Source organism: Saccharomonospora xinjiangensis XJ-54 (assembly GCF_000258175.1).
GTDB classification, from domain to species: Bacteria; Actinomycetota; Actinomycetes; order Mycobacteriales; family Pseudonocardiaceae; genus Saccharomonospora; species Saccharomonospora xinjiangensis.
In genome coordinates this window covers 4,002,152-4,016,758 of sequence record NZ_JH636049.1, presented here as the reverse complement: position 1 = coordinate 4,016,758, position 14,607 = coordinate 4,002,152, and the positions used below count along the sequence as shown (strand labels likewise).

Here is a 14,607-nt window from a genome sequence, read left to right as displayed (position 1 = left end):
CCGTCCGTGGCGGCTCAGCGCCCTTCAGCGCCACCTGATTCCTCGAACGCCGTCCTGGCCAGCTCGGCAGCCAGCTCGGCGTAGTGCTCGGCGAGCCCGAACACCGTGCGGCCGTAATCGACGGAGTGGTTGTACGACAGCACCCCGTCCCACCACCCGTCGCCGGTGGCGAGATCGCGGCCGTGCGCGCACAGATAGAACGCCGCCGACAACGCCGCGTCGTCGATCTGCTGCGGGTCCGCCCTCCCGTCTCCGGACGCGTCAACCCCGACGAGCGACCAGGTACTGGGAATGAACTGCATGGGCCCCACCGCCCTGTCGTGCTTCGCATCGCCGTCGAGCACGCCACCGTCGGTGTCCGTGATGGCCTTCACGCCTGGCGAACCGTCGAGAGCGATTCCGATGATCGGCCGGGATGGCCGCCCATCGTCACCGAGAACCGCCCCGCCGTGCCGTCCGTGGTCGGACTCCACCCTGCCGATGCCCGCGAGAGTGGACCACGACAGCCCGCACCCCGGCAGCTCGTCGGCGACGATCAACTCGGCGTTGCCGTAGGCCAGCAGAGCACGGGGCGGAACACCGACAGCGGGTGCGAGGCGGTCGGCCCACTCCTGGAGTGTCCTCGGTCGTCCGGTGGTGGCGCTCGCGCTGTCCGTGGCGCGTGGACCGGACTCACTGTCGTGCACGGGAGCCTCGCTCCCCGGTTCGACGTCGGCGGGCCGCAGAGATAACGCGGGGATATCGGACCTCGTCGGCCCGGCGGAAGGTCCTGCGGCTGTGGCCACGACCCACACTCCACCGACAGCCACGGTGAACACCGCGCCGAGCACCAGGAGACGAGCGAGAACGGTTCGCAAGTGACCGGGTGCCCGTGGCGGAACGGCCTCGGTGGTCTCGTCCGGCTCAGCCACCGATCCGCCTTCGGTCACATCGCTGGTTCCGTACGCGGGGGGTCGGGGTGATCACGGTCAGGCGCACGACGCCGCACTGTATCCGCTCTGTGGCAAGCGGACAACGACGCCCTGCGGAGCACGCGGCGCGGCTCAGCCCGCGGCGTCCCTGCGCTGCCGCGCGAGCCGGGCGACACACCACGCGGGCGCGCTGCCACGGCGCAGGTGCTCCAGCACGGTCAACGGGCCGAGCCTCCTGGACAGGTCGGACGGTGCCAGCCCGGCCGCGCGGTAGTCGAGCGCTCGCTGATCGAGCGGGCTGACTCCCGCGTCCCACCACGCTTCGGCTTCCTCGACGTCGCCCACCATCTGCCACCAACCGGCTGCGGCGGCCAGCAGGTCGAGAGGGGCTTCGGGAAGCCGCTCCCGCATAGCCTCCACGAAGCCGGGGTCCGCGAGATCGACAGGAGCCCACCGTGCCGTACCGGTTCCCCTGCGCTGGCCCGGAATTCCGGGCGACTTCGCTTCGCCTGCCTCACTGCCGGGGATTTCCGCCAGCCAAGCCGACGCGATGCGGTGAACCTCCTGCTCCTCCGCGCTCTGCTCCCGTTCCGCCGCCCACTGCCGGATCACCGCGTCAACTCCGGGATCTCGCATCCTTGCCTCCTTCGCAACCCACTGCCGTGGTTCCTCAAGGACTGGTCGAGCACCGTTTGCAGGTTTCGAAGCGTGATCCCTCACCTACCGCGGGTCACGCAATGTGAGCACGGTAGGAGAGCCCACCGACAATCCGGAAGAGGTCAGCCGTGGAGGATTTCGGTGACCTGTGACTTCAACGGCGTAATCCACCCGTTTGCCGCAGCGAAACGGCCTTTCCTCGCCTCATGATCACGTTCTGTGGTCGGCTTCCGCGCGCAGCACGGTGTCCGGCCCCGTGATCATCGGGGCCGGACACCGTGGCGAAATGGGGTCAGGTGAACAGGCTCTGGAAGAACGTGATGATGGCTTCCGCACCGTCCTGCAACCAGGCCAACGCCGCACGGACGGTGTCAGCCGACTCGGTGGGCCGTGAGATCAGGAAGAACAGCACGAGTGCGACGACACCAAAGATGAGGATTTTCTTCAGTCCCGGCGACATGCTCCCACCCGATTCCGTCTCGTCCCGGCCTTACCGCGTTCCGGCGGACGCCTCGTCTCCTGCCGCTCCACCGGTTCCTTCATCTTGCCTGATCGCAGTGCCGTGCGAGGGGCAATCACGCGAAGGGGGCATCGCGTGATCGACACCGTCGATCCGACTCTAGGTCGTCCTCGCCGATCCGGGCGGCAACACGCCGAGGCGCGTGATCAGGAAATGGCTCCGCTCTCCCGCAGCGACCGGATCTCGTCGCCGTCGAAACCGAGTTCCTCCAGCACCCCGGCGGTGTCCGCACCACGCGGATGCGGTGGCCGGGGTGTCTCAGGAGGAGTCCTGTCGAACTTCGGCCCAGGCGCGGGCTGGACCACTCCGCCGATATCGACGAACGTCGCCCTCGCCGCGTTGTGCGGATGTTCGGGGGCTTCCCACGGCGAGAGCACGGGGGTCAGGCAGGCGTCGGTGCCCTCCGCCCTCGCCACGAGTTCGTCCCTGGTGCGCTTCCCGATCGCGTCGGCGAGCACCTCCCGCAACCGGGGCCACTGAGTCGGGTCCAGGTGGGACGGGACCGTCCCGGGGTCCAGTTCCAGCACCTCGGCCAGCGCGGCGAAGAACTTCGTCTCGATGGCGCCCACCGCGACGTAACGCCCGTCGGCCGTTTCGTAGGTGTCGTAGAACGGAGCCCCGCCGTCGAGGATGTTCTCCCCGCGCTCCCCTTCCCACAACCCGCTCGCTCTCAATCCGAACAGGTGCGTGGTGAGCAGCGCGGACCCGTCCACCATCGACGCGTCAACGACCTGTCCCCGCCCCGAAGTCTGCCGTTCGAACAGCGCGGCGAGGACCCCCATCGCGAGGTACATGCCACCGCCGCCGAAGTCGGCGAGGAAGTTCACCGGCGGCACGGGTCGCTCACCCCGCCTCCCGATGGGATGCAGCGCCCCGGAGAGGCCGATGTAGTTGATGTCGTGCCCGGCCGTGTGTGCCAGCGGGCCATCCTGGCCCCAGCCGGTGATCCGCCCGTAGACGACGCGGGGATTGCGTGCGTGGACGTCCGACGGCCCGAGTCCCATCCGCTCGGTCACCCCTGGCCGGAAGCCCTCCACGAACACGTCGGCACGCTCGGCGAGCCTCAGCACCACCTCGACACCCTCCGGCGTCTTGGTGTTGACGCCGATCGTCCTCCTGCCTCGCAGCAGAGGGTCCTTCGGCATGGCGAGCACGTCCTCGCCCTCGGTGACCCGGTCGATCCGCACGACGTCGGCGCCGAGGTCGGCGAGGATCGTGCAGGCGAACGGGGCCGGCGCGAGGCCCGCCAGTTCGACGACCCGCAACCCGCTCAGCGGTCCGGCTTTTCTCGCGTTCAAAAAGTCCTGCCTTCCTGCTCGTCGTCGCCGTCACAGCGTGCGGGAGATGATGTCCTTCATGATCTCGTTCGTTCCGCCGAAGATGCGTGAGACCCGGACGTCGGCCCACGCCCGCGCGATCGGGTACTCGGTCATGTAGCCGTAGCCGCCGAACAGTTGCACGCAGTCGTCCACGACCTTATTGACCCGCTCCGTGGTCCAGAGTTTGACCATGGCCGCGCCCTGAACGTCGAGTTCGCCCCTGAGGTGCCGCTCGATGCACTGGTCGAGGAAGGCGCGGGCGACGGCTGCCTCGGTGGCCGCCTCGGCGAGCGTGTACTTCGTGTTCTGGAAACCGAAAACAGGCCGGCCGAAAGCCGTGCGCTCCTTGGTGTAGTCGATGGTCTGCTCGATGGCACTCTCCATGCCGGCGACAGCGGTGACGGCGATGATGAGCCGCTCCTGCGGCAACTGCTCCATGAGCTGGACGAAACCCTGCCCCTCCTCGCCGCCGAGGAGGTTGTCCACGGGCACGCGCACGTCGTCGAAGAACAGTTCGGCGGTGTCCTGGCCGTGCATGCCCACCTTCTCCAGTACCCGCCCCCGCCGGAAACCGGGCGCCGAGGTCTCCACGACGATCAGCGAGACGCCCTTGGCGCCGGCTCCGGGATCGGTCTTGACCGCGACGACGACCAAGTCGGCGAGCCCGCCGTTGGTGATGAACGTCTTGGCGCCGTTGACGACGTAGTGATCGCCGCTTCGCACCGCCCTCGTGGTGATCGCCTGAAGGTCGGAACCCGTGCCGGGCTCCGTCATCGCGATGGCACCGACGTACTCGCCGCTCGCGAGCTTGGGCAGCCACTCGCGCTTCTTCTCCTCGGAGGCGTAGGCGAGCAGGTAGTGCGCCACGATGCCGTTGTGCACGGTGACGCCCCACGCGCTGTCACCGGAACGCGCCTGTTCCTCGTACAGCACCGCCTCGTGGGCGAATGTGCCACCCCCACCGCCGTAGGTCTCGGGCACGGACAACGCGAGCAGCCCGACCTCACCCGCCTTCGTCCACACCTCCCTGTCGATGTGCTTCTGCTCGGCCCATCGCCGGTGGTGCGGTGCGAGTTCCCTTCGGCAGAAGGTCCTTGCGAGGTCGCGGACGTCGTCCAGCTCGTCGGTCATCCAGGACGACCGGTGTGTCGGCAGCGGCACTGGCGCTCCTCAGGTAGAAACATTACGCTCGTAAGGTAAGTTCCATCTGGAATGTACGCCAGTCACACCGTCCGGTAAAGGAGTCGCGAGGACCATGCCGGAACGCACCCATCGCACGCAGGCCGAGCGCAGGGAACGCACCAGGACCGCTCTGCTCGACGCCACGATCACGTGCCTCGTGGAACTCGGCTACGCCCGCACCTCGATGCAGGAGATCTGCGCCAGGGCAGGGGTGTCGAAAGGCGCCGCCCAGCACCACTTCGCGGACAAGGCCGAACTGATGGCAGCGGCCGTCGCGCACCTGACGACAAGGCTGGCCGAACGCAACGTCCCCGAGGCGAGCGAGGTGCCGCCAGGGCCGGAACGGGTCGGGGCGATGGTGGATCTGCTGTGGCGGTCGTACTCGGGAACGCTCGCGACCGCGGCTATGGAACTGTGGATCGCCGCGCGCACCGACCCCGCACTCGCGGCAGCGATGCGCCCTGTTGACAAGGCACTCGCGCGGTCCACACTGGACCGTCTCGCGGAGTTGGTCGCCCTGCCGAGGACGCGGCTCGAAACGGTCTTCTGGCTCACCGTCAACCTCACGAGGGGCCTGGCACTCGATGCCGAACTCGGCGGCGACCCGCATCGGAGGGAGCAGCTCCTGCGCGAGTGGAAACGGGTTGCGACGGCTCTCTGCGCAGAGCACGCCGAGGACACTGAGCACCCCGAGAACGCTGAGCACGGCGGGAGCATCCGCGGCGCAGGGAACTCCCGCTGACCGACCAGGGCGGAAGGAACCGCCGCGCACACCGCCGGAGCGGTGATGCCGATCACGCCTGCGGGCGCCGCGGAGGCCGCAGGCGTCGGTATGCTCGGCGGCCACAGAGACTACTCTCCAGTAACAGGGCGGTTCGCGGAGGTGTCATGACCAGCTCGACTGCGGTCACGGTGGAACGAGAGCAGAGGCCGACGACGATCGGGGGCGTGGTAGGCGCTCCCCCGGTTTCGAGGGCCGAAACCCTTGTCTCCAGGGCCGTGAGCGGCCCCGGTTCTGAGTCGGTGACAATGACAGCGCCGTTCACCGGCCTGCCGACGGCCGTGCTCCCGCAGGCTTCCGACTGGCTGACTCGCTCCGCCTTCGGCCGCGCCCGCGAGGCACAGCCCTCGTGGGCGGCCACGAGCGCCGCGCAGCGGCAGCGGATCCTGCTGCGGCTGCACGAACTCGTCCTCGCCAGGCAGCGGGAAGGGCTCGACCTCGTGCAGGTCGAGTCCGGCAAGTCGAGGCTCGACGCTTTCGACGAGATCAGCGCAACAGCACTCGTCGCCGACTACTACGGCAGGCGCAGCGCGCGGCTGCTGGCGCCCCGGCGTGCGCCCGGCGCGCTGCCCGTGCTCACCAGAGCGACGCACACCCGGCATCCCCGAGGCGTGGTCGGCATCATCTCGCCGTGGAACTACCCGCTGGCGCTGACGGCGATGGACGTGCTGCCCGCACTCGCCGCGGGGAACACGGTGGTGCAGAAACCCGACAACCAGACGGCTCTGTCGGCGCTGTGGCTGCACGAACTCGCCGAGCAGGCCGGACTTCCCCGGGACGCATGGCAGATCGTGCTCGGAAAAGGCTCGGTGATCGGCGACGCCATCGTCGAGGAATCGGACTACGTGTGTTTCACGGGCTCGACTCCCACGGGCAAGCGCCTGGCGTCCTCCATCGCGGGAAGGCTCACGGGGTATTCGCTCGAACTCGGCGGCAAGAACCCGATGATCGTGTTGCCCGACGCCGACGTCACGAAGGCCGCGGCAGGGGCCGTGACCGCATGCTTCGCCTCGGCGGGCCAACTGTGCGTCTCGGTCGAGCGCGTCTACGTCCACGACAGCCTCCGCGAACGGTTCCTCGCCGAGTTCGCCCGGCGGGCGCGGGCGTTGCGGCTCGGCGCCTCGCTCGACTACCGCGCGGACATGGGATCGTTGACCACCGAGGAGCAGTTGCGGGCCGTGTCGGCGCATGTGGCCGACGCGCGGGAGCACGGAGCCACCGTCGTGACGGGTGGCGAGGCCCGGCCCGAGGCCGGGCCGCTGTTCTTCGAGCCGACGATCCTCACCGATGTCCCCGCGAGCGCCGCCGTGTTCGCCGACGAGACGTTCGGCCCCGTGGTCTCCGTCTACGGCTACACCGACATCGACGAGGCGGTCGAGCGCGCCAACGACACCGCCTTCGGTCTCAACGCCAGTGTGTGGTCGCGCGACACCCGCCATGCGCAGGAGGTGGCGACCCGGTTGAAGGCGGGCACGGTCAACGTCAACGAGGGCTACGCGGCCACCTTCGGCACGGTGGGCGTGCCCATGGGCGGGATGAAGGAATCCGGGGTCGGCAGGCGCAACGGCGCCGAGGGCCTGCTGAAGTACACCGAGTCACAGTCCATCGCCGTCCAGCGGGGACTGCGCCTTCGGCCGGGCCGGGGCGTGCCGCCCGCGCTGTGGACGGCGGCGCTGACGGCAGGGCTGCGCCTGCTGCGTAGGATGCCCGGCCGCTGAGCTACGACTCGGGGGTGAGCAGGCCACGGTCGTAGGCGATCGCCACCGCCTCCGCGCGTCTGCTCGCCCCGAGCTTCGCCATGGCACGGGACAGGTGCACGCTCACCGTCTTCTCGCTGATGTACAACTGCTCGCCGACCTGGCGGTTGGTGAGCCCCTCGGCAACCCGTTCCAGCACAGCGCGCTCCCTTGGGGTGAGCGGGTTGACGGCGTCCCGCCGGGGCCGGGCACCCGGCAGCGAGACGCGGGCCCGCCTGGCGAGGTCCTCGACGGCCTCTTTGAGCGGGCGCGCACCAAGCCGCGACGCGACCCGGTGGGTCTCGGTCAGTGCCGTCGCCGCACGGTCGTGTTCGCCCGCGTTCAGCCACGCCTCCGCGAGCTGGCGACGGCACAGCGCCTGCTCGTAGACGGCGCCGAAACCGAACTCCGCCACCGCCTGCTCCCACAGCGCGGGGTCGGCGTGGCCTTCGAGACCACTCGCCGCGGCGAGGGCTCTCGCGAACCACGCCCGCGCCTCCGGGCCGACCGTCCCGCCCCTCGGCACGCCGTTGTCGAGGGTGCTCCGGACACGGTCGAGGATTCCGGTGCCGGCTTCGGCAGCGGCCGTCGCACTCTCGACGCCACCCCTGCGGCGGTCATCCGCCGCCCACGCGGCAGCGGCCTCGACGCCGAGTGCCCCGATGCGGATTCCGACGAGCCCGTCGGGCAGCATCCGTTCCACCCGGTCCATGCCCTCGATCACCGCATCGACCGCCTTGCGATAGTCCCCGCGCCAGTACGCCAGTTCCGCGCCACCCGCTGCCGCCGCCGTCACGACCCACAGATCGACTCCACGCTGGTCGGCATCCCTCGGGTGGAGCAGCTCCAGCAGGCGATCCGCGTCCTCGAACCGGCCACGGGCCACCGACAGGTGCATCCACGTCGATTGGAGGATGGCGGTGACGAGGTCGGAGACCCCGCTCTCCGGCCGGTCCTGCTCGGTGTCGTCCGGCCAGTCCCCCGTGGTGTACCGCAGGGCCAGCAGCCGGGTCCGCGCTGAAATGCCGAGCGGCGACCAGGTGAGCCCCGACTCGGAAGCCCGCTCCGCCGTGTGGCGGTACCCGCGAAGGGCCTCGTCCAGCTCGCCACGGTCGTCGTGACTGAGCGCCCGGTAGTACCCGGCGCGGAGTTCGACATCGAGGGCGTCCGCGGCCTGCGCCTCCCGTTCGGCCTGGCACAGGAGTCGTCGCGCGACCTCGATGTCGCCCCTGATGTCGGCGATCACGCCCTGGATGGTGAGTGCCGCCGCGTGCGGGGCGTCGGCGCCTGCCGCCTTCGCCGCCTCGGCCGCCATCCGTGCGCTGCGCTCGGCGTCGTCGAGGCGGCCGACCCCGCGCAACACCTGGGCGCGCGTCGCGAGCACCCAGGCTTGCTCCCTGCTCGGCTCGCCGTCGGCGACCAGGTCCCACGCCTTGTCGATGGCCTCGACGGCCTCGTGGTAGGTGCCCTCCAACGTCATCAGTGCCTCGGCGAGCCTGCGCCAGATCGCCGCCTGCCGCGCGGTGGGGCTCCCGTCCACGCGGCGCACCCCTTCACGGGCGAACGCGATGGCACGCTCGGGTTCCCCTGCCCTCGCGGCCAGCTCCGAGGCCGACAGCAGCAACGTGATCTCGTCGCAGTCCCCCGGTCTCTGCTCGGGCCGCACCGCGTCCCAGATCTCCAGCGCCTGCTCCACGTGCCGCAGCGCCGAGCCGGGAGCGCCGAGCTCTTCCGCCTCGTCCGCCGCGCGCACCAGCGCGGTCAGCGCCGTCGGCAGATCGCGGCTGCGCAGACTGTGGTAGGCCAGCCGCGCATCGCGACCCCGGTGCGGCGGCAATCCGCCGATGCGGGCCGCGTACGCGGCGTGCATGCGGGACCGCTCGCCCGGCAACAAGTCGTGGTACACGGCCTCCCGCAGCAGCGCGTGCCGGAACCGGTAATGCCCATGATCGACCACGAGGACGTGGTGATGGACGGCCTCCCTCAGTGCCTCCTCCACGTCGATCGCCCCGATGCCTGCCACCTCGGCGACGGCCGTGTCCGCCACGTCCGCGCTCGCCACTGACACGGCGCGCAGCACCCGCCGGGTTTCCTGCGACAGACGTTCCAGTCGCGTCAGCAGCACGTCGGCGAGGCCGTCCGGCACGTCGTCGGCCGACGCTCCCGCGGCCAGCATCTCCTCGGCGAAGAAGGGGTTGCCCTCGCAGCGGCGCACAAGCCGGTCGAGGGCATCGGGCGGTAGTGGCCGGTCCGCGAGCGCCGTCAGAAACGCCCTGGTCTCGTCGTCGGTCATCGGCGGGACGTCCAACCGCTCGACGGCCGCCGACCGTGCCAGCTCCGCCAGCAGCGGCCGCAGCGGGTGCCGCCGGTGCACCTCCTCGGCACGGTAACTGGCGACCACGAGCAGCCGCTGCCCCCCGAGTCGGCCGACGAGGAACGACAGCAGGTCGCGGGTCGCACCGTCGGCCCAGTGGATGTCCTCCACGACCAGCACCACAGGGCGGTGCCGCGCCAGATCGCTCAGCACTCCCAGCACGGCGTCGAACAGCCGCAACTGGCCGAGGTCGTGTTCGGTCCTGACCCTGCGGACGTCCTGTTCGGACGCCGCCGCCCTCACCAGCGCCTCCCTGCCACTCGGAACGGACGGCATCTGAGGGATCAGGGTGGACAGCGCGCTCCTCGCCGCGACGGCGCTCGACACGTCCGGATCGCCGGACGCGGCGAGTGAGCCGAGTGCCTCGGTGAACGGCAGGTACGGCAGCCCGCCCTCGTGCAGGTCAAGGCAACGGCCGGTAAGGACGAGATGCCCTCGCTCTGCGGCGTCGGCCGTGATCTCGGAGAGCAGGCGCGTCTTGCCCACCCCGGCGTCACCCGCGAGGAGCACGCCCCGCCCACGCCCTTTCTCGATGTCGGTGAGCGCTTCACGCAACCGGTGCAGCTGCTCAACGCGACCTACCAGCGGCAGTGTCAGACCCAGTCGAGGCACGAGTGCCATTGTCCACCCCACCATCACCCGGACGTGTTATCAGCAAGCGATCGGCAGGTCGTTCTCCGCGTCCTGGGCCGTGCCGGCCCGCCGATCACGCTCCGGCCCGCGCAGTTCCGTGGTGGCGGACTCGTCGGCGGCCGGGCGACGACCGGTCACCGAAGCGGCCTCGTCCGCCCGGCTGACAGTGCCCTTCCGCCACGTCCTCGGTGCCCTGCTCCGGCGCAGCGACTCCTCCCGGTAGCTGATCTCCGCCCACGTCGAGTCAAAGGTCAAGTTCGAACCCATCATCGTGGTTTGCACCCCTTGTGTCGTTTCGTTGCACCACGAACACTGCTGCGAAGGTCAGGCCACAGGCATCGGTCGATCACGTCGCCCACGACGCACTCGGCCCCTTACCCTGCCGTCTCCTGGTGGGTAAGGGGCCGAGTGAGCGACCTCAGCTCAGATCGAGTTCACCGGCTCGAGCGGCGGACAGGAAGGCATCCCATTGCCTGCCGGACAGCGTCAGCGCACCGCCGCCGGGATTCTTCGAGTCACGCACGGCGGCGCCGCCGTCCGTGAAGGCGACCTCGACGCAGTCGTTGCCGCCGCCGCTGAAGCTGCTCTTGCGCCATTCGAGCCTGGCCAGGTCGGTGTCGGCCACCATCACTTCTCCTTCGTCAGCTCCGGATGGAGTTCGTTGTCACTTGGCGAACCGTCGCGCCGCACCGGCGATGGCCTCGACCGAGTCGTCCGGTTTGAGCGCGGCGGCCCGCAAATGATCGAACATCAACGTGTACCGGCGCACGTCGGCATCCAATTCCAGATAGAGGCCACTACTTGTGCTGTCCACATAAACCACATCGGGGTCCGCGCGCTCGGGAAAACCCAGGATCAGAAAGGGTCCTTCCATGCCGGGATGAGCACCGGATTCGAAAGGAACAACCTGGACAGTCACATGGGGAAGCCTCGCGAAATCACACAGTTGAGTGAATTGTTCGGCCATCACCTCGGGGCTGCCCACCACCCTGTGCAGAACCGCCTCGTCGATCACCGCCCAGAACTCGGGAGGGTTCGGGTCGCGCAGCAGCCGCTGCCGCGCCATCCTCGCCGCCACCCTGCGTTCGATCTCGGCGTCCTCCGCGTCGGGGCGCATCGCCCTGATCACCGCGTGCGCGTACCGCTCCGTCTGGAGCAGGCCCGGCACCAGCAACGCCTGGAACGCCTTGAGAGAGCTGGCATCGGCCTCCAGGCCGACGAACGCGCCGGTGAAGACCTCGTTGTAGGCGTGCCACCAGCCGCGTTTGCGGGCCTCCCTCGCCAGTTGCACCAGTGCTTCCTGATCGTCTCCCCTGACGCCGTACAGCTCAAGCATGTCGCGCACGTCACGGGGCGTGACACCAACGTGTCCCGTCTCGATCCGGCTGATCTTGGAAGCGGAACACTCCAGCTTCTCGCTGACCTCGTCGATGGTGAGCGCGGCGTTCTCCCGGAGCCGCCGCAACTCGCCGGCCAGTCGGCGACGCCGTACGGTCGGGCCGTGCCCTCGGGTCATGACGCACCTCCGGTTCGTTTGTTCGCGCACATCTAACCAGGGCTCGCGACACATCGGACTCGCGGCAACGGACCGTAAGGGAGGAATCCCCGATCGATGGACTGCAAATTGCATGAGGGGGTTGTATGCTCGCTCATGCTTCGCGGACGATCGACGACCGTTCCGTAGAAACACGAATCATCGGGAGAGCAGAGTGGTGGCCGGGCGCGATCTCATCGTCACTCCCTTGCAGGAGAGCGTGCATCGTAAACTCGACGAGATCACACACTCCGTCCACACCACATCCCCCGGAATCCGCGACGAACTCGACAACCTCAGCGTGGCGTTGCTCGCGGGTGCGCTGCGCACGGTACTGGCGGAGCACCGGCCCGACGAGAGTGGACACTGCACCCTCTGCCACGGCAGGCGCAGGCCGTTCGCCCGCAAGCGAGGCCCGCTGCCGTGCCGTGCCTACCTCGCCGCGCAGGTGGCACTCGTGCCCGACGAACCCTCGGCATCGAGAAGAACCAGGAGCGCGACACGTCACCGGTTGCGTGAACGCGCGGCGTTCTTCCTGTCCTGAGAGCTCTTCCCGCGAGAACCGCGTCACAGCACGCGGATCAGTCCCTCCTGCACGACGGTCGCGATGTGTGTGCCGTCGCGGGCGAACAACTGCCCTGTCGCGAGCGCACGAGCGTTCGACGCCGTGGGAGAGGCGCTGTCGTACAGAAACCACTCGTCGGCGCGGAAGGGGCGATGGAACCACAGTGCGTGGTCGAGACTCGCGCCGAGCACGCGGTCCAGGCTCCAGTACACCCCGTGCCGCGCGAGCGTGGAATCCAGCAACGTCATGTCGGAGGCGTAGGTCAGCACGCAGACGTGCAGCAACCGGTCGTCGGGCAAGGTGCCGTCGGCGCGCATCCACACCTGGTTGCGGGCGGGCCGCTCGCCCGTCTCCCGTGTCACCCAAGGCGGGTCGTTGACGTAGCGGACGTCCATCGGCCTCGGCTGTGATCGCAGCCCGAGTGAGTCCTCGTACCCGGCCGCGCGCTCCAGCAGCGTCGGCAGTGACTCAGGGTCCGGCACGTCCGGCATCCGCTCCGCGTGTTCCACACCGGACTCGGCCGCCTGGAACGACGCGGACAGCGAGAAGATCGCCTTGCCGTGCTGGATCGCGACGACGCGCCGGGTGGTGAACGACCGGCCGTCCCTGATCCGGTCCACCTCGTAGATGATCGGCGCCTTCGGGTCGCCGGGCCGGATAAAGTAGGCGTGCAGCGAATGCACGCCGCGCTCGCTCGGCACCGTACGTCCCGCGGCCACCAGCGCCTGACCCGCAACCTGCCCGCCGAAAACCCTGGTCGGCGAGTGCGGCGGGCTCACGCCCCGGTAGATGTTCTCCTCGATCCGTTCGAGATCGAGCAGGCCGACCAGCCTGTCCAGCACACGCTGTCCGCCATGACCACCTTCGGCGTCCAATCCGGACGCCGCCTGCTTCGCCAGCTCAGTCATAAGCGCGATTCAACACCGTCGGCTTCGCCATCCCGTCACGAGTCAGGAGAGGTCGTCCTCACCGAGGCGGTGCACGCGGATCAGGTTGGTGGAGCCGACGGTCCCCGGCGGCGATCCCGCGACGATCACGACGAGGTCCCCGGGCTGATACCGGCCGGTCTCCAGCATCGCGTGATCAACCTGCTCGATCATGCGGTCGGTGGAATCGACCTGCGAGACCAGCCGCGCCGTGGTTCCCCACGTCATGGCCAGCTGCCTGCGCACGCTCTCCAGCGGGGTGAACGCCAGCAGCGGCAACCGCGTGTGCAGGCGGGCGAGCCTTCGAACCGTGTCGCCCGACTGGGTGAACGCGACGAGTGCCTTCGCGTTGAGCCGCTCACCGATGTCACGGGCGGCGTAGGAAATCACGCCCCGCTTGGTACGCGGCACGTGGCTGAGCGGCGGCACGGCAGGCATGTCCGCCTCGACTGCCTCCACGATCCGGCCCATGGTCTTCACGGTCTCGATCGGGTACCGGCCGACGCTCGTCTCTCCGGAGAGCATCACCGCGTCGGTGCCGTCGAGCACCGCGTTGGCGACATCGGACGCCTCCGCACGCGTCGGGCGCGAGCTGCTGATCATCGAGTCGAGCATCTGCGTGGCGACGATGACCGGTTTCGCGTTCTCCCTGGCGATCTGGATGGCGCGCTTCTGCACCAGCGGCACCTGTTCGAGGGGCAGTTCGACGCCGAGGTCACCACGCGCGACCATCAGGCCGTCGAAGGCGAGCACGATGGCTTCCAGGTTGTAGACCGCCTCGGGCTTCTCCAGCTTGGCGATCACAGGGACCCTGCCCTTGCCCGCGCGGTCCATCACCTGGTGCACGAGGTCGATGTCGGCAGGCGAGCGGACGAAGGACAGAGCGACGAAATCGACCCCGAGTTCCATGGCGAACTCGAGGTCCTCGATGTCCTTCTCGGAAAGCGCGGGCACCGAGACGTCCATACCGGGGAGGGACACGCCCTTGTTGTTGCTGACCGGGCCGCCCTCAGTGACCTCGCAGACCACGTCGGGACCTTCGACGCGCTGCACGACGAGGCCGACCTTGCCGTCGTCAACGAGCAGGCGGTCCCCCTCTTTCGCGTCCCTGGCGAGGCCGCTGTAGGTGGTGGAAACACGATCGTGCGTGCCTGCGACGTCCTCCACCGTGATGCGCACGATGTCTCCCGTGCGCCACTCCACGGGACCACCCGCGAACGTGCCCAACCGGATCTTCGGTCCCTGGAGATCGGCGAGGATGCCCACGGCTCGACCCGACTCGGCCGAGGCCGCTCTGATGAGGTCGTAGACCTGCTTGTGATCGCCGTGGCTGCCGTGGCTGAAATTCATCCTCGCCACGTCCATCCCCGCATCGACGAGCGCCCGGATCTTATCCGCCGTCGCCGTGGCCGGGCCGAGAGTGCATACGATTTTCGCTCGTCTACTCACACTCGAACAGCGTAGCCGCT

Annotated in this window: 14 protein-coding genes; 3 read left to right on the top strand and 11 right to left on the bottom strand. The window is 69.1% G+C overall.

The features are described 5' to 3' along the window. Positions 1–14 precede the first annotated feature (14 nt). From SACXIDRAFT_RS18220 to SACXIDRAFT_RS18205, 5 genes are all read right to left on the bottom strand, one after another. Positions 15–911, bottom strand: a complete 897-nt coding sequence (locus SACXIDRAFT_RS18220; protein ID WP_006240112.1) for a lytic transglycosylase domain-containing protein — start codon at positions 909–911, stop codon at positions 15–17. A 132-nt stretch (positions 912–1,043) separates the two neighbouring features. Further along, positions 1,044–1,547 carry a hypothetical protein gene (locus SACXIDRAFT_RS18215; RefSeq protein WP_006240110.1) on the bottom strand — a complete coding sequence of 168 codons (504 nt, stop codon included), beginning with the start codon at positions 1,545–1,547 and terminating at the stop codon, positions 1,044–1,046. Between the two features lie 313 nt (positions 1,548–1,860). Then, a complete protein-coding gene (locus SACXIDRAFT_RS23360) occupies positions 1,861–2,028 on the bottom strand; it encodes a hypothetical protein (protein WP_006240109.1) in 168 nt (55 codons plus the stop codon). Positions 2,029–2,234: 206 nt separating this feature from the next. After that, the gene (locus tag SACXIDRAFT_RS18210) at positions 2,235–3,386 is read right to left on the bottom strand and encodes a CaiB/BaiF CoA transferase family protein (protein WP_006240108.1); all 1,152 of its coding nucleotides are present in this window, start codon (positions 3,384–3,386) and stop codon (positions 2,235–2,237) included. 30 nt (positions 3,387–3,416) lie between these two features. Further along, positions 3,417–4,538, bottom strand: a complete 1,122-nt coding sequence (locus tag SACXIDRAFT_RS18205; RefSeq protein WP_408640392.1) for an acyl-CoA dehydrogenase family protein — start codon at positions 4,536–4,538, stop codon at positions 3,417–3,419. 124 nt (positions 4,539–4,662) lie between these two features. On the opposite strand from SACXIDRAFT_RS18205, the gene SACXIDRAFT_RS18200 reads away from it, so the two are divergent. Continuing rightward, a complete protein-coding gene (locus SACXIDRAFT_RS18200) occupies positions 4,663–5,331 on the top strand; it encodes a TetR/AcrR family transcriptional regulator (RefSeq protein ID WP_006240106.1) in 669 nt (222 codons plus the stop codon). Positions 5,332–5,477: 146 nt separating this feature from the next. Beyond that, positions 5,478–7,088: a succinic semialdehyde dehydrogenase gene (locus tag SACXIDRAFT_RS18195; RefSeq protein WP_006240104.1), complete on the top strand. Its 1,611-nt coding sequence runs from the start codon at positions 5,478–5,480 to the stop codon at positions 7,086–7,088. Between the two features lies 1 nt (position 7,089). Here the strand turns inward: SACXIDRAFT_RS18195 and SACXIDRAFT_RS18190 are convergent, their stop codons facing one another. From SACXIDRAFT_RS18190 to SACXIDRAFT_RS18175, 4 genes are all read right to left on the bottom strand, one after another. After that, positions 7,090–10,101 (bottom strand): helix-turn-helix transcriptional regulator, encoded by a 3,012-nt coding sequence (locus tag SACXIDRAFT_RS18190; protein WP_006240103.1) that lies wholly within the window; start codon positions 10,099–10,101, stop codon positions 7,090–7,092. Positions 10,102–10,131: 30 nt separating this feature from the next. Next, positions 10,132–10,383 carry a hypothetical protein gene (locus SACXIDRAFT_RS18185; protein WP_006240102.1) on the bottom strand — a complete coding sequence of 84 codons (252 nt, stop codon included), beginning with the start codon at positions 10,381–10,383 and terminating at the stop codon, positions 10,132–10,134. A 148-nt stretch (positions 10,384–10,531) separates the two neighbouring features. Continuing rightward, a complete protein-coding gene (locus tag SACXIDRAFT_RS18180; protein WP_006240101.1) occupies positions 10,532–10,741 on the bottom strand; it encodes a DUF397 domain-containing protein in 210 nt (69 codons plus the stop codon). A 36-nt stretch (positions 10,742–10,777) separates the two neighbouring features. Continuing rightward, positions 10,778–11,629, bottom strand: a complete 852-nt coding sequence (locus SACXIDRAFT_RS18175) for a helix-turn-helix domain-containing protein (RefSeq protein WP_006240100.1) — start codon at positions 11,627–11,629, stop codon at positions 10,778–10,780. Positions 11,630–11,822: 193 nt separating this feature from the next. Here SACXIDRAFT_RS18175 and SACXIDRAFT_RS18170 point away from each other — a divergent pair, with 193 nt between their 5' ends. Further along, a complete protein-coding gene (locus tag SACXIDRAFT_RS18170; protein ID WP_006240099.1) occupies positions 11,823–12,191 on the top strand; it encodes a hypothetical protein in 369 nt (122 codons plus the stop codon). Positions 12,192–12,214: 23 nt separating this feature from the next. On the opposite strand, the gene tesB is transcribed toward SACXIDRAFT_RS18170, so the two are convergent. Further along, a complete protein-coding gene (gene tesB, locus SACXIDRAFT_RS18165) occupies positions 12,215–13,120 on the bottom strand; it encodes an acyl-CoA thioesterase II (RefSeq protein WP_006240098.1) in 906 nt (301 codons plus the stop codon). 42 nt (positions 13,121–13,162) lie between these two features. Continuing rightward, positions 13,163–14,587, bottom strand: coding sequence for a pyruvate kinase (pyk, locus tag SACXIDRAFT_RS18160; protein ID WP_006240097.1), 1,425 nt, complete (start codon positions 14,585–14,587; stop codon positions 13,163–13,165). Between the last annotated feature and the right edge of the window lie 20 nt (positions 14,588–14,607).

What these genes read in the sequence shown, in the direction of transcription:
- SACXIDRAFT_RS18215 (WP_006240110.1), bottom strand. Translation starts at nt 1,547, where the DNA reads ATGCGAGATCCCGGAGTTGACGCGGTGATCCGGCAGTGGGCGGCGGAA.
- SACXIDRAFT_RS23360 (WP_006240109.1), bottom strand. Translation starts at nt 2,028, where the DNA reads ATGTCGCCGGGACTGAAGAAAATCCTCATCTTTGGTGTCGTCGCACTC.
- SACXIDRAFT_RS18205 (WP_408640392.1), bottom strand. Translation starts at nt 4,538, where the DNA reads ATGACCGACGAGCTGGACGACGTCCGCGACCTCGCAAGGACCTTCTGC.
- SACXIDRAFT_RS18200 (WP_006240106.1), top strand. Translation starts at nt 4,663, where the DNA reads ATGCCGGAACGCACCCATCGCACGCAGGCCGAGCGCAGGGAACGCACC.
- SACXIDRAFT_RS18195 (WP_006240104.1), top strand. Translation starts at nt 5,478, where the DNA reads ATGACCAGCTCGACTGCGGTCACGGTGGAACGAGAGCAGAGGCCGACG.
- SACXIDRAFT_RS18190 (WP_006240103.1), bottom strand. Translation starts at nt 10,101, where the DNA reads ATGGCACTCGTGCCTCGACTGGGTCTGACACTGCCGCTGGTAGGTCGC.
- SACXIDRAFT_RS18185 (WP_006240102.1), bottom strand. Translation starts at nt 10,383, where the DNA reads ATGATGGGTTCGAACTTGACCTTTGACTCGACGTGGGCGGAGATCAGC.
- SACXIDRAFT_RS18180 (WP_006240101.1), bottom strand. Translation starts at nt 10,741, where the DNA reads ATGGTGGCCGACACCGACCTGGCCAGGCTCGAATGGCGCAAGAGCAGC.
- SACXIDRAFT_RS18175 (WP_006240100.1), bottom strand. Translation starts at nt 11,629, where the DNA reads ATGACCCGAGGGCACGGCCCGACCGTACGGCGTCGCCGACTGGCCGGC.
- tesB (WP_006240098.1), bottom strand. Translation starts at nt 13,120, where the DNA reads ATGACTGAGCTGGCGAAGCAGGCGGCGTCCGGATTGGACGCCGAAGGT.